Genomic DNA, 25,331 nt, shown 5'->3' with positions numbered 1-25,331 from the left:
CCCGGCCGCCCGCGCCGGAAGTTCAGGCGAGCGCCATAAGCGGTTATGCTGCCCCCCATGGCCAACGCCGACGACAAGACGCCCCAGGAATCGCTGCTCGACGCGCTAAAGCGCCTCACCGGGCAGGTAGCCGGGGGCACCATGGACCTCGCCGTCGCCACCGGCACCCTCGGCGCCATGTTCGGCGAGACCTGGCTGCGCAACGCCCTCGCCCTGTCCCTCTCGCCGGAGCGGCACGAGGCCATGGCCGAGGCCGGGCACCTGCTCCGCGACCTGCGGCAGACCGCCGGCCTCTCGCTGCGCGAACTGTCAGAGGACCTGGGCCTTGCGGATCCGGAACTCCTCGCGGATGTCGAGCGGGGCGAGAAGATCCTGCCCATCGAGCACGTGCTCCGGGCCGCCTCGCTGCTCGCCCGGCACGACCCGGTACCGTTCCTGATCCGTTTCCTGCGCACCTACAACCCGCAGCTCGAGCGGGCCCTGGAAGACTGGGGCGTGATGGCGCTGCCGAAGCAGTTCGAGCGCGAGCGCCGCTTCATCAACCTCTACCGCCAGCACGATTTCCTGCGCGAGCTCAGCGACGACGAGTTCGCCCGCTTCATCGATTACATGGACAGCTCCACGCACCTTGTGGCCGACGTCATGGCGCGGGAAAAGGCCGCCTGGAAGCCTGTGCGGAAAAAGCCGGCGCCAAGGCGTAAAAAGCGACCCGCGACCACACGCCGGGGCACCGGCAAACGCAGCGGCGACTGAGCGCAGCCATGGAACGGGAAACCTGGCTGGCGGTCTGCCCGCGCGGCGTTGCGCCGCTGCTGGTCGAGGAGCTGACGGCGCTCGGCGCCGAGGGCGCCCGCGAGCAGGGCAGCGCGGTCAGCTTCCGCGGGCCGCGCGCGGTGTTCTACCGGGCCTGCCTGTGGAGCCGCCTCGCCAACCGGCTGCTGCTGCCGCTCGGCGAGTTTTCCGCGGTGGACGGCGACGCCCTCTACCGCGGCCTGCGCGGCATCGACTGGCCGGCGCTCATCGCCCCCGGCGCGAGCATCGCCATCGATTTCCACGGCCAGAACGATGCCATCCGCCACAGCCGCTTCGGCGCCCAGCGCAGCAAGGACGCCATCGTCGACCGCTGCCTCGAGGCGGGCCTGGCGCGGCCCGCGGTGGACCTCGAGCGCCCGGACCTGCGCATCAGCGTGCAGCTGCGCCATGACCGTGCCCACGCGGCCCTTGACCTGATCGGGGGCAGCCTGCACCAGCGCGGCTACCGCCAGCGCAGCGGCGCCGCGCCGCTGAAGGAGAACCTCGCGGCCGCGGTGCTCCTGCGTGCCGGCTGGCCGACCCTGGCGGCGCGCGGCGGGGCGCTGATCGATCCCATGTGCGGCTCGGGCACGCTGCTCATCGAGGGGGCGCTCATGGCCCTGGACCGGGCGCCGGGGCTCGAGCGCCGGCACTGGGGCTTCGGCGGCTGGCGCGGCCACGACGAGACGCAGTGGCGCGCCGTGCTCGGCGATGCCCGCCTGCGCGCCGAGCGCGCCGCCGACGGTCCCCTGCCCGAGATCCGCGGCTACGATGCCGACCCGCGCGTGATCAGCGCTGCCCAGGAAGCGATCGGGCGCCTCGGCCTCGGCAAGGTGGTGCGGGTCAGCTGCAAGGCCCTGGCCGAGGTGAAGCGGCCGACGCACCGGCCGCTGCCGGAGGGGCTCGTGGTCTGCAACCCGCCCTACGGCGAGCGGCTCGGCGACCGGGACAGCCTGCCCCATTTGTATGGGCGCCTGGGCCGCGTGCTGCACGAGGAGTTCGCCGGCTGGCAGGCGGCGGTGCTCACCGGTGACAGCGAGCTCGGCCGGGCCACGGGCCTGCGCAGCCACCGCCAGTACGCGCTCTACAACGGGGCGCTGCCCGTGACCCTGCTGCTGTTCGACCTCTCCGCGGACAACCGCTGGAACCCGGCGGCGCCGGCCCGGGCCGCCGCCCCCGCCGCGAAGGCGCCGCCTGCGCCGGCGGAGGAGGGGCCGTCCCTGGGGGAGGGCGCCACGATGTTCGCCAACCGCGTGCGCAAGAACGAGAAGCGCCTGCGCAGCTGGCGCCGGCGCGAGGGCATCACCGCCTATCGCGTCTACGACGCGGACATGCCCGAGTACGCGGTGGCCGTGGACTGCTACGGCGACCGCGTGCAGGTGGCGGAGTACGCCGCGCCGAAGGGGGTGGACCCGGCGGCCGCGGCGCGGCGCCTCGAGGACGTGCGCGCGGCGCTGCCGGACGCGCTCGGCGTGCCGGCGGCGCACATCGTCTACAAGACCCGGGAACGCCAGCGCGGCAGCGAGCAGTACCGCCGCCAGGGCGACCGCGGCGAGTTCTTTCCCGTGTGGGAAGGTCCGGCGAGCCTGCTCGTGAACCTCCACGACTACCTCGACACGGGGCTCTTCCTGGACCACCGGCCGCTGCGCCTGCGCCTCGGCAGGGAGGCGAAGGGCCGCGACTTCCTCAACCTGTTCTGCTACACGGGCAGCGCCACGGTGCACGCGGCGCTCGGCGGGGCCCGGAGCACGACCAGCGTCGATCTCTCCAACACCTACCTCGGCTGGCTGCGGCGCAACCTCGCCGAGAACGGCCTGGCCGAGGGCCGGCACCGGCTCGTGCGGGCCGACGTGCTGGCCTGGCTGGCCGAGGCGGAGCCGGCCTGGGACCTGGTGCTGCTCGACCCGCCGTCCTTCTCCAACAGCGCGGCCATGGACTCAAGTTTCGACCTGCAGCGGGACCACCGTGCCCTGGTAGAGGCCGCGCTGGGTTGCCTGCGCCCGGGCGGGGTGCTGTACTTCTCGAACAACCGGCGCCGTTTCCGCCTCGACCCCGAGTTCGCCGGCCTGCCGGGCTGCGAGGACATCACCGCCGATACCCTCGACCCGGATTTTGCGCGGCGGCCGAATGTGCACCACTGTTTCCGCTTCCAGCGTCCGCCGGATGCGGGGTAGGGCGCCAAACCGCACGGGATGAGGCGCGTAAGGATATGCTCACTTGACAGATTGTTTATCCACAGATGCCTCCCGCCTTCCCCGCGTCCCGCCGGTTGCCGGCTTCACTTCGTGTACTTTCTCTAGAAGATTTCATAACCAGTTGTTAATTAGGAATAAGTACCGGGATATGCTGGTGGTGATGCCGCTGGGAGAAAGCGTGCGCCCCGGCCGGGCGGCACCGGGGCAGCGGGTCTGCCCCCAGAGTTATCCACAGTGACGGCGGCGCCGCAGCTGCTGATTGCCTGGCACAGCCAGAGCGGCACCTGCGCCCGGCTGGCCGCCGCGGCGCTCGCCGGCGCCGGCCGCGCCGACGGGGCCGCGGTGAGCGCGGGGCGCTGCGAGGACCTCGGCAGTGTCGAGGTCGCGGCCGCCAGCGGGCTGCTGCTGGTCGCCGCCGAGAACGCCGGGCGCCTCGCCGGCGGTGCCAAGCAGTTCCTCGACCGCGTGTTCTACCCGAGCATCGACCGCGATCTCGTGCTGCCGGCCGCGGTGCTCGTGTCGGCGGGCAACGACGGCCGCAACGCGGTGGGCGACATCGAGCGCATGCTCAAGGGCATTCCCTTTACACCGGCAACGGAGCCTCTGATAATCCGCGGCCTGCCGGGCCCCGGGGACCTCGCCCGGGCCGAGGAGCTCGGCGAGGCGCTGGCCACGGGGCTCGCGCTCGGGCTGTTCTAGCGCGCCCCGCGGCTCCCCCCGGGGACGCGGCGCCCGGCGACTTCACGCATTGGCAACGGGAGCACACGTGAGCGACGAACTGGCATCGGTACCGGAAGGCTTCGAACAGCTGGGCGAGGGGCTCGGCTACAGCGACAGCCTGCAGCCGTTCTACCGCCGCGTCGACGGCGACGCCGTGAACTTCGGCCTGGTGGTGCTCGAGCAGCACGCCAACCTCATGGGCATCTGCCACGGCGGCTGCCTGATGACGCTCGCCGATATCGCCGCGGCCACCAGCATCAACATCCGCCTGCCCAAACCCGCCGGCCTGCCGACCATCAACCTGGGTTTCGATTTTGTCTCGCCGGGGCGCTTCGGCCACTGGCTGCAGACGCGCACGCACCTGGTGGAGGTCAAGCGCCGCTTCGGCTTCTGCGCCGGGGTGATCGAGGACGGCGACAAGCCCGTGCTGCGCTACAGCGGCACCTTCTACCTGCCGGATCACGACGGCATGTGGAAGGACGGCGCGGGCGATGCCGCCCTGCGCCGTCTCGCCGGCGGGGAGTAGCGTTCCCGGCGCTGTCGCGGTAGGCTTCCCGCCCTGCCAGACCGGGGCCCGGCCCCGGCACCTCGCCCCGCGGCACGGGGATCCATGACTGAAACGGTGACTCCATGGCTGGAATGACGCTCTATGACAAGCTCTGGCACAGTCACCTCGTCGAGGAGCGGGATGACGGATCCGCGCTGATCTACATCGACCGCCACCTCACGCACGAGGTGACCTCTCCGCAGGCCTTCGAAGGTCTGCGCCTCGCGGGCCGCCGGCCCTGGCGCCGCGACGCCAACATCGCGGTGCCGGACCACAACGTGCCCACCGACAGCGCGGAGCGTGAAGGCGGTGTCGCCGGCATCCTCGACCCGGTGTCGCGGCTGCAGGTGCAGACGCTGGACGAGAACTGCGCCGAGTTCGATATCGTAGAGATTCCCATCAACGACGTGCGCCAGGGCATCGTCCACGTCGTCGGCCCGGAGCAGGGCATCACGCTCCCCGGCGTGACCCTGGTCTGCGGCGATTCCCACACCTCGACGCACGGCGCGCTCGCCGCCCTCGCGCACGGCATCGGCACTTCGGAGGTCGAGCACGTGCTCGCCACGCAGTGCCTGCTGGCGCAGAAGATGAAGAACCTGCAGGTGCGCGTGAGCGGGCGCCTGAGCGAGGGCGTGACCGCCAAGGATCTCGCCCTCGCCATCATCGGCCAGATCGGCACCGCCGGCGGCACCGGCTTCGCCATCGAGTACGCCGGCGAGGCGATCGAGGCGCTGAGCATGGAAGGGCGCATGACCCTGTGCAACATGTCCATCGAGGCGGGCGCCCGCGTCGGCCTCATCGCCGTCGACGACACCACCATCGAGTACGTCCGCGGCCGCCCCTACGCCCCCACCGGCGAACTCTGGGACAAGGCCGTGGCCGCCTGGCGCGACCTGCACTCCGATGCCGACGCGGTCTTCAACCGGGTGGTGGAGCTGCGCGCGGAGGACGTGAAGCCGCAGGTGACCTGGGGCACCTCCCCGGAAATGGTCGCCCCGGTGGACGGCGTGGTCCCGGACCCGGACAGCATGGACAGCCCCACCCGCGCCGAGGCGGCGCGCCGCGCCCTCGAGTACATGGGCCTGGCGGCGGGCACGCCGATCCGCGACATCCGGCCGGACCGGGTCTTCATCGGCTCCTGCACCAATTCGCGCATCGAGGACCTGCGCGCCGCGGCCGCGGTGGTCAAGGGCCGCCGCGTGGCCGGGAGCGTGAAGCAGGCGCTGGTGGTGCCGGGCTCCGGCGAGGTCAAGCGGCAGGCGGAAGCCGAGGGGCTGGACCGCATCTTCCTCGACGCCGGCATGGAATGGCGCGAGCCGGGCTGCTCCATGTGCCTGGCCATGAATGCCGACAAGCTCGGCCCGGGCGAGCACTGCGCCTCGACCTCGAACCGCAACTTCGAGGGGCGCCAGGGCGCCGGCGGCCGCACCCACCTGGTCAGCCCCGCCATGGCCGCCGCGGCCGCGATCGCCGGCCATTTCATCGACGTTCGCGAACTCACGGAGGCCTGAGACCATGATGCAGAAGCTCACCGTCCACGAGGGCCTCGTCGCGCCCATGGACCGCGCCAACGTCGACACGGACCTGATCATCCCGAAGCAGTTCCTGAAGTCGATCAAGCGCACCGGCTTCGGGCCGAACCTGTTCGACAACCTGCGCTACCTCGACGAGGGTGAGCCGGGGCAGGACTGTAGCGGGCGGCCCGTGAACCCCGACTTTCCACTCAACTTCCAGCGCTACCAGGGCGCCAGCATCCTGCTCGCGCGGGAGAACTTCGGCTGCGGCTCCAGCCGTGAGCATGCGCCCTGGGCGCTCGCGGACTACGGCTTCCGCTGTATCGTCGCGCCCAGCTTTGCCGACATCTTCTACAACAACTGTTTCAAGAACGGCATCCTGCCGGTGGTGCTGCCGGCGGACGTGGTCGATGCGCTGTTCACTGCGCTCTACGGCAACGAGGGCTACACGCTCACCGTGGACCTGCGGGCTCAGCGCGTGGTCGCGCCGGATGGCAGCGAGTGGTCCTTCGACGTGGACGGTTACCGCAAGGAGCGGCTCCTCGAGGGCCTCGACGACATCGGCATCACGCTGAAGAGTGCCGACGCGATCCGCGCCTACGAGGCGCGCTGGCGCGAGCAGTCGCCCTGGCTCTTCGCTGGTTTCGACCGCCCGGCGTCCTGACATGGCGACGGAGAAGAACGGGCGCCGCATCCTGGTCCTGCCCGGGGATCACATCGGTCCCGAGATCATGGCCGAGGCCGAGAAGGTGCTCACGGCCGTCGACCGCCAGTTCGAGCTGGGGCTGACGCTGGAGCATGCCCTTATCGGCGGCGCCGCCTATGACGCCTGCGGCGACCCGCTGCCGGCACAGACCCTGGCCCGCGCCCGGGAGGCCGACGCCATTCTTCTCGGTGCCGTCGGCGGCCCGGAGTGGGACGGGGTCGACCGCGCCCTGCGCCCGGAGAAGGGGTTGCTGCGCATCCGCGCCGAGCTCGAGCTCTTCGGCAACCTGCGCCCGGCCATTCTCTACCCGCAGCTCGCCGAGGCCTCCAGCCTGAAACCGGAGGTGGTCGCAGGCCTGGACCTGCTCATCGTGCGCGAGCTTACCGGCGGCATCTACTTCGGTGAGCCGCGCGGCATCCGTACCCTGGACTCCGGGGAGCGCGAGGGCTTCAACACCTACGTCTACCGCGAGTCGGAAATCGAGCGCATCGCCCGGCTGGCGTTCCGGCTGGCGGCGCAGCGCGGCGGGCGGCTCTGTTCCGTCGACAAGGCCAACGTGCTGGAAGTCACGGTGCTCTGGCGCGAGGTCGTCGAGCGCGTCGGCAAGGAGTTCCCGGAGGTCACGCTGTCGCACCTGTACGTCGACAACGCCGCCATGCAGCTGGTCATGGCACCGAAGCAGTTCGACGTGATGGTGACCGGCAACCTGTTCGGTGACATCCTGTCCGATGCGGCCGCGATGCTCACCGGGTCCATCGGCATGCTGCCGTCGGCTTCCCTGGACGCCGCGGGACGGGGCCTCTACGAGCCCTGCCACGGCTCGGCGCCGGATATCTCCGGCCGGGGCGTGGCCAACCCGCTGGCGACGATCCTGTCGGTGGCCATGATGCTGCGCTACACGCTGGACGAGCCGGCGGCAGCCGAGGCCATCGAGGCGGCGGTGGGGCGGGTGCTCGACGACGGCCTGCGCACGGCAGACATCTGCCCCGCGGGGCGGGAGCCGGTGTCCACGGCCGTCATGGGTGACGCCGTGGTCGCCGCGCTCGCGGGCCGGTAAACAGACACGCAAGATGCAGGCAAGCAGGACAGGAGGGAACAATGGCGAAGCAGTTTGATGTAGCGGTGGTCGGCGCCACCGGCGCCGTGGGCGAGACGATGCTGGAGATTCTCGCCCAGCGTGAGTTCCCGGTGGGCGAGGTGTACGCCCTCGCCAGCGAGCGTTCCGCCGGCAAGAGCGTCAGCTTCGGCAAGCGCCGGCTGACGGTGCAGAACCTCGCCGAGTTCGACTTCAGCAAGGTCGCCATCGGTCTCTTCTCCGCGGGCGGCTCGATCTCCGCGGAGTTTGCGCCGAAGGCAGCCGAGGCCGGCTGCGTGGTCATCGACAACACCTCCCACTTCCGCCGCGACCCGGACATCCCGCTGGTCGTGCCGGAGGTGAACCCGGAAGCGCTGGCCCGCTACAGCGACCGCAACATCATCGCGAACCCGAACTGCTCGACGATCCAGATGCTGGTGGCGCTGAAGCCGATCTACGATGCCGTGGGCATCACCCGCATCAACGTCGCCACCTACCAGGCGGTCTCCGGCACAGGCAAGGAGGCGATCGAGGAACTCGCCGGGCAGACCGCGCGGCTGCTCAACGGCCAGCCCGCGGAATGCAGCGTGTACCCGCGGCAGATCGCCTTCAACGCGCTGCCGCACATCGACAGCTTCCAGGACAACGGTTACACCCGGGAAGAGATGAAGATGGTCTGGGAGACGCAGAAGATCTTCGACGACCCGGAGATCCTGGTGAACCCCACCTGCGTGCGGGTGCCGGTGTTCTACGGGCACTCCGAGGCGGTGCACATCGAGACGCGCGACCCCATCGACGCCGACGCGGCGCGGGAGCTACTGCGCGCCGCCCCCGGGGTAACGGTGCTCGACGAGCACGAGGACGGCGGCTACGCCACCGCGGTGAGCGATGCGGCGGGCCACGACCCGGTGTTCGTGAGCCGCATCCGCAAGGATATCTCGCACCCCCGCGGCCTGGACCTCTGGGTCGTGGCAGACAATGTCCGCAAGGGCGCTGCGCTCAACAGCGTGCAGATCGCCGAGGCCCTCGCCCGCGACTACCTGGCCTGACCTGCCGCGCGCACGCTGCCTTGCCTAGGCTGCGGCCCTTGGCAGATACTTGGCAGGCAGTCGGCAGCTGGGTTGTAAACAGCTCGTGAAGCGTAGAAAGCCAGTTGCCACAGGGGTTGCAGAAAGCGGCCCGGAACAGGGGGAGCTCCCGCACCCGGCAGGGGAAGCGGGGGGTGCGCCGGGCGACGCCGGGCACCAGGCCGGGCAGGAGGCCCGGCAGGACGTTTAGTAAAAAATGCATAATGCATTGCAAGTCATTGGGATGCATGGCATTTTGATGTCACCAGAGGGGGCGCGGCAGCGCCGCGGGTTTGGGACCATAACAAGGCAGCGCTATGGCTAAACGGGTTCAGGCAACGGCTGTGCTCCTTGCCGGGGGGCTGTTGCACGCGGGACAGGCGGCAGCGCTCGGTCTCGGCGAGATGACGCTCAATTCATTTCTCAACGAGCCGCTCGACGCGGAGGTCTCGCTCCTCGACACCCGCGATCTCACCACGGACGATATTCGCATCCGCCTGGCGGCGGTCGAGGATTTCGATCGCCTCGACGTCGACCGCGATTATTTCCTGACCAGCATCGAGTTCACCGTCAGCGTCGACCCGGCAACGAACCGCGGGGTGATCCGGCTGTCCACGCAGGAGCCGGTGGTCGAGCCCTTCCTCGACCTGATCATCGAGGCGCGCTGGCCGAGCGGCCGGCTGCTGCGCGAGTACACGGTGCTCGTCGACCCGCCGGCGTTCCGCGCAGAGACCCTCACGGTGTCGGCGAGCCAGCGCGTCGCCGAGACCGAGGGCGAGGCGGCGGCTGCAGAGGCGCAGCTCGAGGAACGGGCGATGACCGCCGAGAGCGGCGACCGGGTCCAGGTGCTGGACAGCGACCTCGGCCCGGGGGAGATGCCACGGCGCCCTTTCTCGGAGGCGACGGCTGACAGCCCGCAGGCCGGCAGCCGTTACCTGGTCAAGCGCGACGAGACGCTCTGGCAGATCGCCAGCCGCGCGCGGCCGGACGGGGCGAGCGTGCAGCAGGCCATGCTGGACATCCAGCGCCTCAACCCCGAGGCCTTCATCGACGGCAACATCAACCGCATCAAGGCGGGCTACATCATCTACCTGCCGAGCGCCGCCGATATCAGTTCCGATGACCTGGCGGACGCGCTGGCGGAGGTGCAGGCACAGAACCGCGCCTGGCAGTCCGGCCGCGGCCGCACGCCGGGCGTGACCGCGGCGGCGACGCTGCGGATCTCCGCCGACGACGGTGCCGCCAGTGCCCCGGCCCCGGCAGAGACCGATCGCGTTGCGTCGGCAGGTTCCGAGCGCAGCGACGCAGCGGACGCCGGGGCGGGTAGCGCTCCGGCTGCGGAAGCGCCCGCGCCGGCACCGTCCGCTCCGCCGCCGGCGGACCGGGCAGCCGAGCCCCCGGCCGCAGCGCCCCCGGCGATGGACGGTGAACTCGCCGTCCAGCTCGCGGCCATGGCCGAGCGCCTCGATGCCCTGGAGGCCACGGTCTCGGTCAAGGACCAGGAGATCGCCCGCCTCGAGGCCGCCCTTCGCGAGGCGCGGGACAGCGCCGAAGCCGCCGCGGCCGACGCGGCCGCCGCCCGCGCCCGGGCCGCGGCACCGGCGCAGGCGCCGGCCGCATCATCGTCGGGCGGTTTCATGCCCTGGATCTACGGCATTGCCGGGGCGGTGGTGCTCGGCCTGCTGGCTGTGCTCGGGCTGCGCCGCGCCCGCGGTGGCGCCGCGCCGGCGCCGGCCGAGGCCGCACGCCCGCAGGCGCCGGCGCCGGCTTCCACCTCGGCTCCCGCAGAAGACAGTGATGTGTTCGCCGGTGTCACCCTGCGCGGCGACGGCATCGATGATTCCGCCGATGCCGAGGAGCCCGCGGAGGCCGGGGAGCCCGCGCGCCGCGACGTGGCCGAGCGCGGCTACGGCGAGCGCCGCTACGACGATTACATCGACGATGCCGACGGCGGGGATGCCCTCGCCGAGGCCGACATCTACATCGCCTACGGGCGTTACCTGCAGGCCGCGGAGCTCCTCACCACGGCCATTCGCAGCGAGCCCGGGAACAGCGCTTTCCGCCTGAAGCTCATCGAGCTTTACGCCGACATGGGCGAGGCCGCCAAGGCCAGCGAGCAGCTCGACGCGCTGCGCGAACACGGTGACGCCGAGGCCGTCGCCCGCGGCGAACGCATCGTCGGCGGCGCGGGTTCGGTCAGCAAGCGCGCGCCGGCAGCAAGCACGCCGGAACCCGAGCCCGAGCCGGAGCCCGAACCCGAACCCGAACCGGCCCCGGCGCCCATCCCGCCGGTCGAGCCCGCGCAGGCTGCGCCGGCGTTCGATGCGGCGGACGAGGCGGCCCTGGACGAAGGCGAAGAGGACACGCTCGGTGCCTTCGACGGGCTGCATATCGAAGAGGAGCCGCCGGTCGAGGTGGCCGGGGAACCCCTGGACCTCGAGCTCGACGAGCCGGTCGCCGACCCGGTAGACGCCGCCGAGGCCGCCGATTTCGGCGCGCCGACCGCGCTCGAGGAAGCAGCCGGTGACGATGCCGGCGAAGAAACTACTGAAGGCACGGCCGGCGGCAGTGACAGCGACGACGAGATGGTGTTCGCCGAGGAGGGGGACCGGATGGCGACCCGCCTGGACCTGGCCCGCGCCTACCTCGACATGGGCGACCAGGATGGCGCCCGCGCGATCCTCGAGGAGGTTGCCGAGGGCGGCAACGCCGAGCAGCAGCAAGAGGCGAAAACCCTGCTGGACGGCCTTGGCTGACGCGTCCGCGCCGACCGATCGCTTCTCCGCCACACCGCAGCCACCCGGCACCCGGGTGGCCCTGCTCGTCGAGTACGATGGCCGCGCCTTCTGCGGCTGGCAGTCCCAGCCCCATGCCGCCAGCGTGCAGGATGCGCTCGAGGCCGCCCTCGCGGCCGTGGCCGCGACGCCGGTGCGGACGCACTGCGCGGGCCGTACCGACACGGGGGTGCACGCGACGGGCCAGTGGGTGCACTTCGACGATCCCACGGGGCGGAGCCCCAAGGCCTGGGTCCTCGGCAGCAACGCCAATCTCCCCGGGACCGTTCGCGTGCTGCACGCGCAGGCCGTCCCGGCGGACTTTCACGCCCGCCACAGCGCGACGGCGCGCCGCTACCGCTACCTCATCACCGACACCGCCGTGGCGCCGGCGCTCTATCGCGGCCTCGTCACCTGGCGGCGGGGCGGCCTCGACGCGGGGCGCATGCACGCTGCGGCGCAGCAGCTCCTCGGCGAACAGGATTTCAGCAGCTTCCGCGCGGCGGGCTGTCAATCGAGCACACCCTGGCGGCGGGTGGACGCGATCAGCGTCAGCCGCGCCGGGCCGCTCGTCTGCCTCGATATCACCGCGAATGCGTTTCTCCACCACATGGTGCGCAATATCGCGGGCGCGCTCCTCGCCATCGGTGCCGGCGATCGCGATGAGGACTGGCTGGCGCAGCTGATCGCCTGCCGCGACCGCCGCCGGGGAGCCGAGACGGCGCCCCCCGACGGCCTGTACCTGGTGGCCGTGACCTACCCGGCGCAGTTTGCGCTGGCGACGCCGCCGCGGCCGTTTTTGTTCCCGGGTTGAGGCGGGCGCGCGGCGCCTTCTGCTATCATTCGCGCCTTGGCCAGCAGGCGGGCAGCAAGGCGGTGACGAGAACACGCATCAAGGTCTGCGGCATCACCCGTCCGGAGGATGCAACGGCAGCCGCGGCGGCCGGCGTGGATGCCATCGGTCTCGTGTTCCACCCGGCCAGTCCGCGGGCGGTGACGCCGGCACAGGCGGCCGCCGTCGCCCGTGCGGCAGGGCCGCTGGTGACCGTGGTCGCGCTGTTCGTCGACGCGCCGGAGGCTCTGGTACTCGAGGTCCTGGCGGCGGTACCGGTCGGGCTCATCCAGTTCCACGGCAACGAGAGCCCGGCCGACTGTGCCCGCTTCGAGCGCCCGTTTCTCAAGGCGCTGCGGATGGCGCCGGGGCTGGCGGTAGAGGACGCGGCGGCGGCCTACGGCGCGGCCGGCGGCATCCTCCTGGACAGCTACCGGCCCGGGGTGCCCGGCGGCACCGGCGAGACCTTCGACTGGGGCCGCGCGCCGGCGGCACTGCGGTCGCGGCTGGTGCTGGCCGGCGGGCTCACGCCGGAGAACGTGGGCGATGCCATCGCCCGGGTGCGCCCCGCGGCGGTGGACGTCAGCGGCGGCGTGGAGGCCGCGCCGGGCGTCAAGGATGCCGAGCGCATCGCCGCCTTCGTGGCCGCGGTGGGCGACGCGGACAGCGGGCGCCGAGGCATAGAAACAAGCGCGACAACGGGAAAGCGGCAAAGCGGGAGCAACCAATGACCATCAAGCTCGACCCCCAACTCACGAGCACGGTACCGGACGCGGACGGCCGCTTCGGCGACTACGGCGGCCGCTTCGTGTCCGAGACGCTGATGGCCGCGCTGGCGGACCTAGACCGCGTCTACCGGGAGCTGTCGGCGGACCCGGCCTTCCAGCGCGAGCTGGACGATGACCTCGCCCACTACGTCGGCCGGCCCTCGCCGCTGTACGAGGCGCGGCGCCTCTCCGACGAGATCGGCGGCGCGCGCATCTGGTTCAAGCGCGAGGACCTCAACCACACCGGCGCGCACAAGGTGAACAACACCGTGGGCCAGGCGCTCCTCGCCAAGCACATGGGCAAGCCGCGGGTCATCGCCGAGACCGGCGCCGGCCAGCACGGCGTGGCCAGCGCTACCATTGCGGCGCGCCTCGGCCTCGAGTGCCACGTGTTCATGGGCGCCGAGGACGTCGAGCGCCAGTCGCTCAACGTGTACCGCATGAAGCTCCTCGGGGCCACGGTGGTACCGGTGACCTCCGGTTCACGGACCCTGAAGGACGCCATGAACGAGGCCATGCGCGACTGGGTCACCAATGTCGACGACACCTTTTACATCATCGGCACCGTCGCCGGCCCGCACCCCTACCCGATGCTGGTGCGCGACTTCCAGTGCGTGATCGGCCGCGAGGCCCGGGCGCAGAGCCTCGCCCAGGCCGGGCAGCTGCCCGACGCCCTGGTCGCCTGCGTGGGCGGCGGGTCAAACGCCATCGGCCTGTTCCACCCCTTCCTGCGCGACGAGGGTGTCGCCATGTACGGGGTCGAGGCGGGCGGTGACGGCCTCGCTTCCGGCCGCCACGCCGCGCCGCTCTCCGCCGGGACACCGGGGGTGCTGCACGGCAACCGCACCTACCTCATGCAGGACGACGACGGCCAGATCATCGAGACCCATTCCATCTCGGCGGGCCTCGATTACCCGGGCGTCGGCCCCGAGCACAGCTGGCTCAAGGACATCGGCCGGGTGAACTACGTGGCCGTGGACGACACCGAGGCGCTCGCCAGCTTCCACCGCGTGACCCGCACCGAGGGCATCATGCCGGCGCTGGAGACGGCGCACGCGCTGGCCTACGCGGAGAAGCTCGCGGCGACCATGCGGCCGGACCAGCACATCGTGGTCAATCTTTCCGGCCGGGGCGACAAAGATATCCTGACCGTCGCGCGCCTCGACGGAATCGAGCTCTAGAAGGAGGCGCCATGAGTCGTATCGCCGAGCGTTTCCGGCAGCTCGCGGCCAGCGGGCGCAAGGCCCTCGTGCCCTACGTGGTCGCCGGTGACCCGGACCCCGCGGCAACCGTGCCGCTGCTGCACGCCCTGGTGGCGGCCGGCGCCGACGTCCTCGAGCTCGGCGTCCCGTTCTCGGACCCGATGTCCGAGGGGCCGGTGATCCAGCGCGCCCACGAGCGCTCCCTGGCCCGGGGTACCCGCCTGCGCTCGGTGCTCGACATGGTTCGCGAGTTCCGCCGCGACGACCCGGACACGCCGCTGCTGCTCATGGGCTACGCCAACCCGGTGGAGCACATGGGCTATGCCGGGTTTGCCGACGCGGCCGCCGGGGCCGGCGTCGACGGCCTGCTGACCGTCGACATCCCGCCGGAGGAAGTGGCACGGGTGAACCGGGAGCTCCAGCGCGTGGGCATGGACAACATTTTCCTGGTCGCCCCCACCACGCCGGAGGGGCGCCTCGACCTCATTACCCGGGAAGCCAGCGGTTTCATCTATTACGTCTCGCTCAAGGGCGTGACCGGTGCCGGCAACCTCGACGTCGCGGACGTCGGCAGCCACCTGGCGGCGATCCGCCGGCACACGGGGCTGCCGCTGTGCGTCGGCTTCGGCATCAAGGACGCGGCCTCCGCGGCCGCGGTGGCAGGCAGCGCCGATGGCGTCGTGGTCGGTTCCGCGCTGGTCGACTGCTATGCGCGCGCGATGGAGGAGGGGCTCAGCGCGGAGGCGGCGCGGGAGCGGGTCGTCGCGCTGGTGGCGGAGATCCGCAGTGGCATCGATGCGGCGGTTGCGGCCTGACCGGTCGCGGAACGTATAATGCACGCCGACAACAGGGGGAGCCATGAGCTGGATTGACAAGATTCTGCCTTCCGGCGTGAAGAGCAGCAACGCGGGCACGCGCCGTGCGACGGTGCCCGAGGGGCTGTGGAAGAAGTGCATCAAGTGCGAGTCGGTGCTCTATATCCCGGACCTCGAGCGCAACCAGCAGGTGTGCCCGAAGTGCGGCCACCACATGCGCATCGGCGCGCGCCGCCGTCTCGACCTGTTCCTTGACGTTGACGGCCGGGAGGAGATCTTCGGCGACATCGAGCCTGTGGACCGCCTCAAGTTCCGCGACAAGAAGCGCTACCGGGATCGTCTCGCGGGGGCCCAGAAGTCCACCGGCGAGCGCGACGCGCTGGTGGCCATGAAGGGCGCGCTGCACGGCCAGCCGGTGATCGCCCTGGCCTTCGAGTTCAATTTCCACGGCGGCTCCATGGGCTACGCGGTGGGTGAGAAATTCACCCGCGCCGCCCAGCAGGCCCTGGCGGAGCGGATTCCGCTGGTGTGCTTCTCGGCGTCCGGCGGTGCGCGCATGCAGGAGGCCCTCATTTCCCTCATGCAGATGGCCAAGACCAGCGCGGTCATCGAGCGCCTGCACGGTGCCGGCGTACCCTATATCTCCGTGCTCACGGACCCGATCTACGGCGGTGTCTCGGCATCGCTGGCGCTCCTCGGCGACCTCAACATCGCCGAGCCCGACGCGCGCGCCGGTTTCGCCGGCCCGAACATCATCGAGCAGACCATCCGCCAGAAGCTGCCCAAGGGCTTCCAGCGCAGCGAGTTCCTCCTCGAGCACGGCGCCATCGACATGATCGTCGACCGCGGCGACCTGCGCGACACGATCGCCCGGCTCCTCGCCAAGTTCCTCGGCGAGCCCCAGCCGGGGCTGGCAGAGGAAGAGGCCGCGGCGGAGGCGGCCGCGGCCGCCGAGGCTGCCGCCGCCGCAGCCCTGGCCGCTGACGCGGCCCCCGCGGTGACGGCCGACGACAGTGCCGTCGACGCCGGCGGCGACGACGGTGAAGCTGGCGGCAGCGAGTCCGCCGCCGATGCCTCCAGCGCCGAGGACGACACGGACAGCTCGGCGGAAGCTACCGACGCCCGGGAAGACGCCGGCGAAGAGAAAGACGGGGAGACGCCCAAGCGCGGTGATGGCTGAGCCGTCGGACCTCGCCGGCTGGCTCGAGCGCCTCGAGCGGCGTCACCCGCGGGAGATCGACCTCGGCCTCGGCCGCGTCGGTGCCGTCGCCGACCGGCTCGGCCTGCGCCCCTTTCCGGCCCCGGTGCTCACCGTGGCCGGCACCAACGGCAAGGGCACCGTCACCTACTGCGCCGCGGCGCTCGCGGCGGCCGCCGGGCGCCGCGTGGGTGCCTACACCTCACCGCACCTGCTCCGTTTCAACGAACGCATCGCCCTCGACGGCACGCCGGCGGACGACGGCGCGATCGTGCGCGCCTTCGAGGCGATCGAGGCCGCCCGCGGTGACATCAGCCTGAGCTATTTCGAGACCGCCACGCTCGCCGCCCTCTGGCTGTTCCGGGAGGAGCGGGTGGATCTCGCCGTGATCGAGGTCGGCCTGGGCGGGCGCCTGGACGCCACCAATATCCTCGACGCCGACGTGGCGGTAGTGACGCGCATCGGCCTCGATCACCGCGAGTGGCTGGGCGACACGGTGGAGGCGATCGCCATCGAGAAGGCCGGCATCGCCCGCCGCGACCAGCCCGTGGTCCTGGCGGAGCGCGCCTCGCCCGGCACCCTGGAACCGGCGCTCGCCGCCGCGGGCGCACGTCCGCTGCGCGCGGGCCGGGAGTGGTCCTGGACGGCCGCGGCCGGAGAACTGGCCGTGACCAGCGCCCGCGGGCGGCGCTTCACTGTGCCGCTGCCCGACGCCCTCGAGCCCGCCAATGTGGCCGCCGCCCTGTGCGCGGTGGATGAACTGCTCACGCTCTCCCCGGGCGCCGCCGTGCGCGCGCTCGAGGGCCTCGTCGTGCCCGGGCGCCGGGAGCGGCAGCCCCTGGGCAGTGGCGAGCTGTGGCTCGACGTCGCCCACAACCCCGACGCGGCCGCCGGCCTCGCCGCCGCCCTCCGGCGGGCGCCGGCCGCGGCGACCCACGGACTTTGCGCGATCATGGGTGACAAGGACCTCGCCGGTATCTTCGCCGCGCTCGCCCCGGAGCTCGCCAGCCTGGTGGTCTGCGGCCTGCCGGGGAACGCCCGGGCGGCGCCGGTGGCGCGCCTCGCCGCCGCGGCCGGCGCCGCCGGCGTGGCCGCGGTGCAGAGCGCGCCGGACCTCGAGGCCGGTTGGCGCCTGCTCGCGCCGCGGGTCGCCGGGGGGGCGCGCGGCGTGGTCTTCGGGTCCTTTTTTACCGTAGCGGGTATAATGCCGCAGCTCGCGAACCCCGCCACCGAGGAGCCTGCCTGCGCCCGTGGATAACATCCTCAAACAGCGCCTCGTCGGCGCGCTGATCCTGCTGGCGCTGGGCATCGTTTTCTGGCCGATCATCTTCGTTCCCCCGGAAGAGGCGCGGCTTCGCGAGGGCGTCATGGCGCCGCCGCCGCCGTCCGTGAGCCGCGAGCCCCTGCCCGCGCCGAGCGACGCCGGGCTGCGCGGTTCACCGCCGCGGGAGGCCCCCGCCGGGCAGCCGGACGTCACCCTCCCGGACGGCAACGAGCCCGCCGCAGGCGCCACGGCGGAAGAATCCCCCGGGCAAGCGGCCGCGGAGCCCGCCCCGGTACCGCAGCCGAGTGCCGATGAGCCCTATCCCACCCGGGACGAGGCGCCCGAGGTGGCCGCCTTCGACGACGACGGCCTGCCGGTGGCCTGGGTCCTGCAGGTGGCCACCGTGAGCAGCGTGGAGAAGGCGCGCAGGCTCCGCGACGAGCTCATCGACAACGGCGAGAAAGCCTTCTACGAGCCCCTGCGCCGGGACAACGGCACCCTCTACCGGGTGTACGTCGGCCCCAAGTTCGAGCGCGCCCAGCTCTCGCCGATCAAGGCCCGCGTCGACGCCCGCTACGGCGTGAAATCCCTGGTATCGCGCTATGTGCCCTGAACGGCGGGAGCGCGTGGCATGCTGAACCACTGGCCGGACCTCACCGCCTTCAACGGCTTCGACTGGCTCGTGGTCGTGATCTTCGCCCTGTCCGCCCTGGTCAGCCTCTGGCGCGGTTTCTCCCGCGAGGCGCTGTCCCTGGCGGGCTGGGTCCTCGCCTTCGTGCTCGCCAACCTGTTCGCCTCGCGGCTGTCGAGCGTGCTGGCGGACCTGATCGAGAACCCCACGGGGCGCTACATCGTCGCCTGGACGCTCGTCTTCGTGGCGGTGCTGCTCCTCGCCGGGCTCGCTTCGCGCCTGTTCGCGCGCCTGGTGCGCGCCTCCGGGCTCGGTCTCCTCGATCGCATCCTGGGCAGTGTCTTCGGTATGCTGCGCGGGTTGCTGATCGTCATCGTGCTGCTCTTCCTGCTGCGGCAGCTGGTGCCGCCGGCGGAGCAGCAGTGGCTGCATCGCGCGCAGTTGGTCCCGTACCTGGATCCGCTGCTGGACTGGAGCCTGCGCGCCTTTGATGAGGTCGGGGCGGGGCGCTTTCCCGCGCTGACGACCTGACGGAATACGGGAGCCTTAGCCATGTGTGGCCTGGTGGGAATCGTGGGCAGCGGCGCAGTGGACGTCGCCCCGGATATCTACGACGCGCTGACGGTGCTGCAGCACCGCGGGCAGGACGCCGCGGGCATCATGACCTGCAGCGGCGGGCGCTTTCACCAGCGCAAGAGCGAGGGGCTGGTGCGCGACGTGTTCCGCCAGGAGCACATGGCGCGCCTGGACGGCGCCATCGGCGTCGGCCACACCCGTTACCCGACCGCCGGCAGCTCCGGGCCGGCGCTCGCGCAGCCGTTCTACGTGAACTCCCCCTACGGCATCGCGCTGGCCCACAACGGCAACCTGACCAACTCGGCGGACCTGGCCCAGGCCCTCTTCGACAGCGAGCTGCGGCACCTGAACACCGATTCGGACTCGGAAGTGCTGCTCAACGTGCTCGCCTTCGAACTGCAGCGTCTGGGCAAGCTGCAGCCGCAGCCGGCGGACATCTTCGCCGCGGTCGGCGCCGTGCACCGGCGCTGCCGCGGCGGCTACGCGGCGGTGGCCGTGATCGTGAACCACGGCCTGCTCGCCTTCCGCGACCCGAACGGCATCCGCCCGCTGGTCTACGGTTACCGCGACGGGCCGCGCGGCCGCGACTACATGGTCGCTTCCGAGAGCGTGGCCCTCGATGTGCTCGGCTACACGCTCGCCGGCGACGTGGCCCCCGGCGAGGCGGTGTTCATCGATGCGGTCGGCCAGCTGCACCGCCGGCAGTGCGCCGACAACCCGCAGCTGCGCCCGTGCATCTTCGAGCACGTGTACTTCGCGCGGCCGGACAGCATGATGGACCAGATTTCCGTGTACAAGACGCGCATGCGCGCCGGCTCGACGCTGGCGCGGAAGATCCTGCGCGAGTGGCCGGACCACGACATCGACGTGGTCATCCCGATCCCGGACACGAGCCGCACGGCGGGGCAGTCCCTGGCCCACGACCTGGGGCTCAAGTTCCGCGAGGGCTTCATGAAGAACCGCTACATCGGCCGCACCTTCATCATGCCCGGGCAGAGCCAGCGCAAGAAATCGGTGCGCCAGAAGCTGAACCCGATCCGGCTGGAGTTCGAGGGCAAGAACGTCCTGCTGGTGGACGACTCCATCGTCCGCGGCACCACCTCCCGCGAGATCATCCAGATGGCCCGGGATGCCGGCGCCGCGCGGGTGTACCTCGCCTCCGCGGCGCCGCCGGTGCGCTACCCGAACGTGTACGGCATCGACATGCCGGCGGCGGAGGAACTCATCGCCCACGGCCGCAGCGTCGAGGAGATCTGCAGCGCCATCGGCGCCGACTACCTCATCTACCAGGACCTCGACGACCTCATCCACTGCTCCGCGGAGGGCAACCCGGCCGTCGACGGCTTCGACTGCTCGGTCTTCGACGGCGCCTACATCACCGGCGACGTCGACGAGTGCTACCTGAAAGACCTGAGCGACGCGCGCAACGATGCCGCCAAGGCGCGCGGCGACGCGCGCGAGCGGGCGCACGGTGCCGTGGTCGGTATCTACAACGACCGCTAGCGCAGACCGGGGCAGACAGCCGATGACCGACGACGACAGCGACTTCCTGCGCAGCCTGGGCCCGGCCACCCGCGCCGTGCGCGCCGGCATCGCCCGCGGCCCCGAGGGTGAGCACGGCGAGCCGATCTACACCACCTCGAGCTACGTGTTCGCCTCCTGCGAAGAGGCCGCCGCGCGCTTCGCCGGCGACAGCCCGGGCAACGTGTACTCGCGCTACACGAACCCCACGGTGCGCGCCTTCGAGGTGCGGCTGGCAGCGCTGGAAGAGGGCGAGGCGGCGGTGGCCACCGCCTCGGGCATGGCGGCGATCTTCGGCGTCTGCGTGGCGCTCCTCGAGAGCGGCGATCATGTCATCTGCTCCCGCGACGTGTTCGGCGCCACCGCGGGGCTCTTCGGCAAGTACCTCGCCCGCTTCGGTATCGACACCAGCTTCGTCCCGCTCGCCGACCCGGCGGCCTGGCGCAGCGCCCTGCGGCCGAACACCCGGCTCCTCTACCTGGAGACGCCCTCGAACCCGCTCTGCGAGGTCGCCGACCTCGGCGCCATGGCCGCCCTCGCCCGCGAGGCCGGCGCGCTGCTCGTGGTGGACAACTGTTTCTGCACGCCGGCGCTGCAGCGGCCGCTGGCACTCGGTGCCGACATCGTCATCCACAGCGCCACCAAGTACCTGGACGGCCAGGGTCGCTGTCTCGGCGGCGCGGCCGTCGGCGCCGGCGAGCACATGGACGAGCTGCGCGCCTACCTGCGCACCTGCGGCCCCACCATGAGCCCCTTCAACGCCTGGGTGTTCCTGAAGGGGCTGGAGACCCTGTCGCTGCGCATGCGCGCCCACAGCGAGAGCGCCGATCGCCTCGCCCGCTGGCTGCAGGCGCAGCCGGCGGTGGAGCAGGTGTTCTACGCCGGCCTGCCGGACCACCCGGGGCACGCGCTGGCCGCGCGCCAGCAGAGCGGCTTCGGCGGCGTGCTGGCTTTCCGCGTGCGCGGCGGGCGCGAGGCGGCCTGGCGCTGTATCGACGCGACCCGGGTCATGTCGCTGACGGCGAACCTCGGCGACGCCAAGACCACCATCGTCCACCCGGCCACGACGACCCACGGCCGGCTCACGGCGGAAGAGCGCGAGCGGGCTGGCATCAGCGAGAACCTGGTGCGGGTGGCCGTCGGGCTCGAGGACGTGGCGGACCTCGAGGCCGATCTCGCCCGCGGCCTCGCCGCGGCGGAGGCCCTGTGAGCGCGGCCGGCATCCAGGGCGCCATCGACGCGGCGGTGGACGAGGTCGCGACGGTCCTGCTCGGCAAGGAGCCGCAGATTCGCCTGGCGCTGTGCTGCCTCCTGGCCCGCGGCCACCTGCTCATCGAGGACCTGCCCGGCATGGGCAAGACCACGCTCTCGCACGCCCTGGCCAGCGTGCTCGGCCTGTCCTATAACCGGGTGCAGTTCACCAGCGACCTGCTGCCCGCCGACATCCTCGGCGTCGCGATCTACCAGCCCGAGGACAACAGCTTCCGCTTCCACGCCGGCCCCGTGTTCACGCAGGTGCTGCTCGCCGACGAGATCAACCGCAGCACGCCGCGCACGCAGAGCGCGCTGCTCGAGGCCATGGCCGAGCACCAGGTCACCGTGGAAGGGGAGACGCGGCCGCTGCCGGAGCCGTTCTTCGTCATCGCCACGCAGAACCCCCTCGAACAATCCGGCACCTACCCGCTGCCCGAGTCCCAGCTCGACCGCTTCCTCATGCGCATCGAGCTCGGCTACCCGGATCCGGGGGCGGAGCGCGAGCTGCTCCGCCGCGGCGGCAGCGACCGGCAGAGCGGCGGGCTGCGCCAGCGCATGGGGCCGACCGAGCTCGCCGCGGTGCGCGGGGCGGTGGACGCCGTGCACTGCTCCCCGGCGCTCCTCGACTACCTGCAGCGGCTGGTGGCGCGCACCCGCGAGCCCGGCGAGTTCGCCGTGGGCCTGTCGCCCCGGGGGGCGCTCGCGCTGCTCGCGGCGGGCAAGACCTGGGCCGTCATGCACGGCCGCGACCACGTGCTCCCGGAGGACCTGCAGGCGGTGCTCGAGCCGGTGGCTGCCCACCGCGTGATCGCCGCAGACAGCTTCGGCGGCGACGGCCGGGCCCTGGTGGCGCTGCTCCAGCGCGAGGTCGATGTGGTCGCCGGCTGAACGGGCCGGGGTCATGGACCTGCGCGAGCGCCTGCGCGCGCGTTTCCGGCGCTGGCTCGCCCGGCGCATCCCGCCGGCGCGGCAGGTCACCCTCGACCAGCGGCGGATCTTCATCTTTCCCTCCCGGGTGGGCTTTTTCTTCTTCGCCTGCCTGCTGGTCATGCTGCTCGCGGCGATCAACTACCAGAACAACATGAGCTACGCGCTCACCTTCCTGCTCGCCACCCTGTTCGTCGTGGCCGTACTGCACAGCTATGCCAACCTGTCCGGGCTCACGCTGCGGTCGCTGCGCGCCGGTGAGGGCTTCCCGGGGCAGACCGTGCCCTTCACCATCGGCCTCGCCTGCGCCAACCGGCGCGGGCACCACGCGCTCTGGCTCGGCTTCGAGGACGACCCGCAGGCAGTCAGCGTGAGCGTTCTGCCGGAGCGCGCCACCACGGTCACGCTCTACCGCGAGGCCGGGCCGCGGGGCCCGTTCCGTCCCGGGCGCCTGCGGGTGGACAGCAGCTACCCCCTCGGTCTCCTGCGCTGCTGGACCTGGGTGGACCTCGACCTGGTCGGGCTGGCCTACCCGCGGCCCCGGCCCTACCCGGAGCCGCTCGGCGCCGACAACGGCCAGCCCCGGGGCCGGCCCTCGCCGCGGCCCGGGGAGGACGAGTTCTTCGGGCTGCGTGACTACCGCGCCGGGGACCGGCTGCGGCAGGTGTACTGGAAGGGGCTGGCCCGCGGCCAGTCGCTGCAGAGCAAGCAGTACGCGGATGCCGCCGCGTCCCTCGACTGGCTCGACTGGGACGCCTTTCCCGGCGTCGACACGGAGCGGCGCCTGTCCTTCCTCTGCCAGCAGTGCCTGGACTTGCACCGGCGCGGCCGCCGCTTCGGCCTGCGGCTGCCGGGGAACCAGCTCGCCGCGGGCGCCGGCGACGGCCAGCGCGACCGGGTGCTGCGGGCGCTCGGTCGTTTCGGGGCGCCGGCCCGTGGCGACCGGGGGGAGGGTGCTGCGTGAAAGCGGCGCAGCAGATACCGCGCAATGCGCTCGCCTGGATTATCCTCTGCCAGGTGCTCCTGCTGGCGCCGCACGCCCTGCGCGTGCCGGCCTGGCTGCTGGTGCTCTACCTCGCCGCCTTCGGCTGGCGCGTACAGCTGTACCGCGACCGGCTGGCGGCGCCGGCGCGCTGGCTGAAGCTGGTGCTGATCGGCGCGGCCATGGCCGGCATCGGCTGGAGCTACGGCAGCCTCATCGGCCTCGAGCCGACGGTGGCGCTGCTGCTCGCCGCCTACGCGCTGAAGCTGGTGGAATCGGTGTCGCGCAAGGATGCCTACGTGCTCATCTTTCTGGGCTTCTTCCTGCTGATCACGGAGTTCCTGTTCTCCCAGGACCTGCTGATCGTGCTCTACGCCGTGGTCGTCGCCTGGCTCCTGACCACGGCCCTGGTCGCGCTGCACCGCACCGGCGAGGGTTTCGAGCTGGCGCCGGCGCGGCTGGCCGGGGTGATGCTGGCGCAGGCCTTCCCGCTGATGCTGGTGCTGTTCTTCCTGTTCCCGCGCATCGGCCCGCTCTGGAACGTGCCGATCCGCGCGCACGCGGCGCAGACGGGCATAAGCGACTTCCTGCGCCCGGGCGACGTCGCGCGGCTGACCCAGTCCACGGACGTCGCCTTCCGCGTCAGCTTCGAGGGCGAGGTGCCCCGCGCCGCGGACCTCTATTGGCGCGGGCTGGTCATGAGCGTGCTCGAGGACGACACCTGGCGCAGCCTGCGTTTCTTCGACCTGCCGCCGTCGCAGCGCCGCCCCGCCCCGGTGCAGACCGAGGGGGAGCCCCTTGACTACAGCGTGATCATCGAGCCGACGCAGCAGAACTGGCTCTACGCCCTGCGCTACGCCCGGCCCCGGGATGGCGGCGTGATGGCGCTCGCGGATTACACGCTCTATTCCCCCGCCGTGCTCGAGAGCGAGCGGCGCTACACGGTGCGCAGCTGGCCGGAGGCCGTGATCGGCCAGGAGCTCGACCCCTGGCGGCAGCGCCTGGAGACGCGCCTGCCCGAAGGCGGCAACCCGCAGAGCCGGGCTCTGGCGGCGGAACTGCGCGCGGCGGTGGACAGCGACGAAGCCTACATCGATCGGGTGCTCGCGCTGTTCCGCGAGCAGCCCTTCCGCTACACGCTGCAGCCGCCACTGCTCGGGGCGGAGCCGGTGGACGACTTCCTTTTCGGCACCCGCGCGGGCTTCTGCGAGCATTACGCCAACGCCTTCGCCGTGCTCATGCGCGCCGCCGGCGTGCCCGCCCGCATCGTCGCCGGCTACCAGGGCGGCGAGATCAACCCGATGAACGGCACGGTGCTCGTCCACCAGTTCGACGCCCACGCCTGGAACGAGGTGTGGCTGGCGGGCGAGGGCTGGGTGCGCGTCGACCCGACGGCGGCCGTGTCGCCGGCGCGGGTGGAGTTCGGCCTGGAGACGGCGGTGCGGGGGGAGGGCAGCTTTCTCGCCGACTCGCCGCTGTCGCCGCTGCGCTACCGCGGTGTCGACTGGGTGAACGCCCTGCGCCTGCGCTACGACGCGCTCACCTACCGCTGGCAGTCCTGGGTCGTGGGCTTCGATGCGGAGCAGCAGGTGGAACTGCTCGGGGAGTGGTTCGGCCGCATCGACGCGAAACGCTTCATTGCCGTGCTGCTCGGAGCCTTCGGGGTCGTGCTCGCCGTCGTGGCGCTGTCGCTGCTGGTGCGCGCGGGCCCCCGGCGCGACCCGGTGGCACGCGCCTGGGGGCGGCTACGGCGAAGGCTCGTCGCGCGGGGCCTGCCTGTGTACGCCGGGGACAGCCCGGCGACGGCGCTGGCGCGGGCTCGCATCGCCTTCCCCGGGTCCCGGGTGGAACTCGACGCGCTCGCCGATGACTTTACGGCGCTGCTCTACCGCCCCGGCGCCGGCGGCGACCTGCGGCAGCTGCGTGCGCGACTGCGAAAGCTGCGGCTGCGGCGCCGGACCTGACCCGCCCC

21 protein-coding genes and 1 pseudogene are annotated in these 25,331 nt (G+C 71.8%); all 22 read left to right on the top strand.

Translation table 11 applies throughout. The features are described from left to right. Positions 1 to 57 precede the first annotated feature (57 nt). The 22 genes and pseudogenes from RKE50_RS08030 to RKE50_RS07925 all read left to right on the top strand — a co-directional run bounded on the left by RKE50_RS08030 (position 58) and on the right by RKE50_RS07925 (position 25,323). Positions 58 to 753 (top strand): helix-turn-helix domain-containing protein, encoded by a 696-nt coding sequence (locus RKE50_RS08030; RefSeq protein ID WP_350035717.1) that lies wholly within the window; start codon positions 58 to 60, stop codon positions 751 to 753. A gap of 8 nt (positions 754 to 761) precedes the next feature. Beyond that, the gene (gene rlmKL, locus RKE50_RS08025; RefSeq protein ID WP_350035715.1) at positions 762 to 2,966 is read left to right on the top strand and encodes a bifunctional 23S rRNA (guanine(2069)-N(7))-methyltransferase RlmK/23S rRNA (guanine(2445)-N(2))-methyltransferase RlmL; all 2,205 of its coding nucleotides are present in this window, start codon (positions 762 to 764) and stop codon (positions 2,964 to 2,966) included. A 255-nt stretch (positions 2,967 to 3,221) separates the two neighbouring features. After that, complete coding sequence (locus RKE50_RS08020; RefSeq protein WP_350035714.1) at positions 3,222 to 3,686, top strand: flavodoxin family protein; 465 nt, start codon at positions 3,222 to 3,224, stop codon at positions 3,684 to 3,686. Positions 3,687 to 3,753: 67 nt separating this feature from the next. Beyond that, a complete protein-coding gene (locus RKE50_RS08015) occupies positions 3,754 to 4,233 on the top strand; it encodes a PaaI family thioesterase (protein ID WP_350035713.1) in 480 nt (159 codons plus the stop codon). Positions 4,234 to 4,337: 104 nt separating this feature from the next. Further along, entirely contained in the window at positions 4,338 to 5,765 is a 1,428-nt protein-coding gene (leuC, locus tag RKE50_RS08010; protein ID WP_350035711.1) for a 3-isopropylmalate dehydratase large subunit, read from the top strand. Positions 5,766 to 5,772: 7 nt separating this feature from the next. Beyond that, positions 5,773 to 6,432 (top strand): 3-isopropylmalate dehydratase small subunit, encoded by a 660-nt coding sequence (gene leuD / locus RKE50_RS08005; protein ID WP_350036494.1) that lies wholly within the window; start codon positions 5,773 to 5,775, stop codon positions 6,430 to 6,432. A 1-nt stretch (position 6,433) separates the two neighbouring features. Continuing rightward, entirely contained in the window at positions 6,434 to 7,531 is a 1,098-nt protein-coding gene (leuB, locus tag RKE50_RS08000; protein ID WP_350035710.1) for a 3-isopropylmalate dehydrogenase, read from the top strand. 41 nt (positions 7,532 to 7,572) lie between these two features. Next, positions 7,573 to 8,598 (top strand): aspartate-semialdehyde dehydrogenase, encoded by a 1,026-nt coding sequence (locus RKE50_RS07995; protein ID WP_350035709.1) that lies wholly within the window; start codon positions 7,573 to 7,575, stop codon positions 8,596 to 8,598. 335 nt (positions 8,599 to 8,933) lie between these two features. After that, positions 8,934 to 11,372 carry a motility hub landmark protein FimV gene (locus RKE50_RS07990; protein WP_350035707.1) on the top strand — a complete coding sequence of 813 codons (2,439 nt, stop codon included), beginning with the start codon at positions 8,934 to 8,936 and terminating at the stop codon, positions 11,370 to 11,372. Then, positions 11,365 to 12,204 carry a tRNA pseudouridine(38-40) synthase TruA gene (gene truA, locus RKE50_RS07985; RefSeq protein ID WP_350035705.1) on the top strand — a complete coding sequence of 280 codons (840 nt, stop codon included), beginning with the start codon at positions 11,365 to 11,367 and terminating at the stop codon, positions 12,202 to 12,204. Before RKE50_RS07990 ends, truA begins: the two co-directional genes overlap by 8 nt. Next, complete coding sequence (locus RKE50_RS07980) at positions 12,201 to 12,953, top strand: phosphoribosylanthranilate isomerase (RefSeq protein ID WP_350035703.1); 753 nt, start codon at positions 12,201 to 12,203, stop codon at positions 12,951 to 12,953. Before truA ends, RKE50_RS07980 begins: the two co-directional genes overlap by 4 nt. Then, positions 12,950 to 14,170 (top strand): tryptophan synthase subunit beta, encoded by a 1,221-nt coding sequence (trpB, locus tag RKE50_RS07975; RefSeq protein WP_350035702.1) that lies wholly within the window; start codon positions 12,950 to 12,952, stop codon positions 14,168 to 14,170. The genes RKE50_RS07980 and trpB overlap by 4 nt, the downstream gene beginning before the upstream one ends. A gap of 11 nt (positions 14,171 to 14,181) precedes the next feature. Beyond that, positions 14,182 to 15,006: a tryptophan synthase subunit alpha gene (gene trpA, locus RKE50_RS07970; protein ID WP_350035701.1), complete on the top strand. Its 825-nt coding sequence runs from the start codon at positions 14,182 to 14,184 to the stop codon at positions 15,004 to 15,006. A gap of 43 nt (positions 15,007 to 15,049) precedes the next feature. Then, positions 15,050 to 15,895 (top strand): annotated as a pseudogene (gene accD / locus RKE50_RS07965) (acetyl-CoA carboxylase, carboxyltransferase subunit beta); the annotation flags it as partial. Positions 15,896 to 16,178: 283 nt separating this feature from the next. Next, entirely contained in the window at positions 16,179 to 17,462 is a 1,284-nt protein-coding gene (locus RKE50_RS07960) for a bifunctional folylpolyglutamate synthase/dihydrofolate synthase (protein WP_350035699.1), read from the top strand. Then, positions 17,455 to 18,081, top strand: coding sequence for an SPOR domain-containing protein (locus RKE50_RS07955; RefSeq protein WP_350035698.1), 627 nt, complete (start codon positions 17,455 to 17,457; stop codon positions 18,079 to 18,081). The genes RKE50_RS07960 and RKE50_RS07955 overlap by 8 nt, the downstream gene beginning before the upstream one ends. An 18-nt stretch (positions 18,082 to 18,099) precedes the next feature. After that, a complete protein-coding gene (locus tag RKE50_RS07950; protein ID WP_350035697.1) occupies positions 18,100 to 18,630 on the top strand; it encodes a CvpA family protein in 531 nt (176 codons plus the stop codon). A gap of 21 nt (positions 18,631 to 18,651) precedes the next feature. Further along, a complete protein-coding gene (gene purF, locus RKE50_RS07945) occupies positions 18,652 to 20,178 on the top strand; it encodes an amidophosphoribosyltransferase (RefSeq protein ID WP_350035696.1) in 1,527 nt (508 codons plus the stop codon). 22 nt (positions 20,179 to 20,200) lie between these two features. Beyond that, on the top strand, positions 20,201 to 21,406 hold the full coding sequence (locus RKE50_RS07940; protein WP_350035695.1) for an O-succinylhomoserine sulfhydrylase: 1,206 nt from the start codon (positions 20,201 to 20,203) through the stop codon (positions 21,404 to 21,406). Then, positions 21,403 to 22,338 carry an AAA family ATPase gene (locus RKE50_RS07935; protein ID WP_502937874.1) on the top strand — a complete coding sequence of 312 codons (936 nt, stop codon included), beginning with the start codon at positions 21,403 to 21,405 and terminating at the stop codon, positions 22,336 to 22,338. The genes RKE50_RS07940 and RKE50_RS07935 overlap by 4 nt, the downstream gene beginning before the upstream one ends. After that, entirely contained in the window at positions 22,322 to 23,341 is a 1,020-nt protein-coding gene (locus RKE50_RS07930; protein ID WP_350035694.1) for a DUF58 domain-containing protein, read from the top strand. The genes RKE50_RS07935 and RKE50_RS07930 overlap by 17 nt, the downstream gene beginning before the upstream one ends. Then, positions 23,338 to 25,323 (top strand): transglutaminase TgpA family protein, encoded by a 1,986-nt coding sequence (locus RKE50_RS07925; RefSeq protein WP_350035692.1) that lies wholly within the window; start codon positions 23,338 to 23,340, stop codon positions 25,321 to 25,323. The genes RKE50_RS07930 and RKE50_RS07925 overlap by 4 nt, the downstream gene beginning before the upstream one ends. Positions 25,324 to 25,331 lie beyond the last annotated feature (8 nt).

It is taken from the genome of Pseudohaliea sp., assembly GCF_040217025.1.
In the GTDB taxonomy this organism is placed as follows: Bacteria; Pseudomonadota; Gammaproteobacteria; order Pseudomonadales; family Halieaceae; genus Pseudohaliea.
This window is presented reverse-complemented; position numbering and strand designations above follow the sequence as displayed.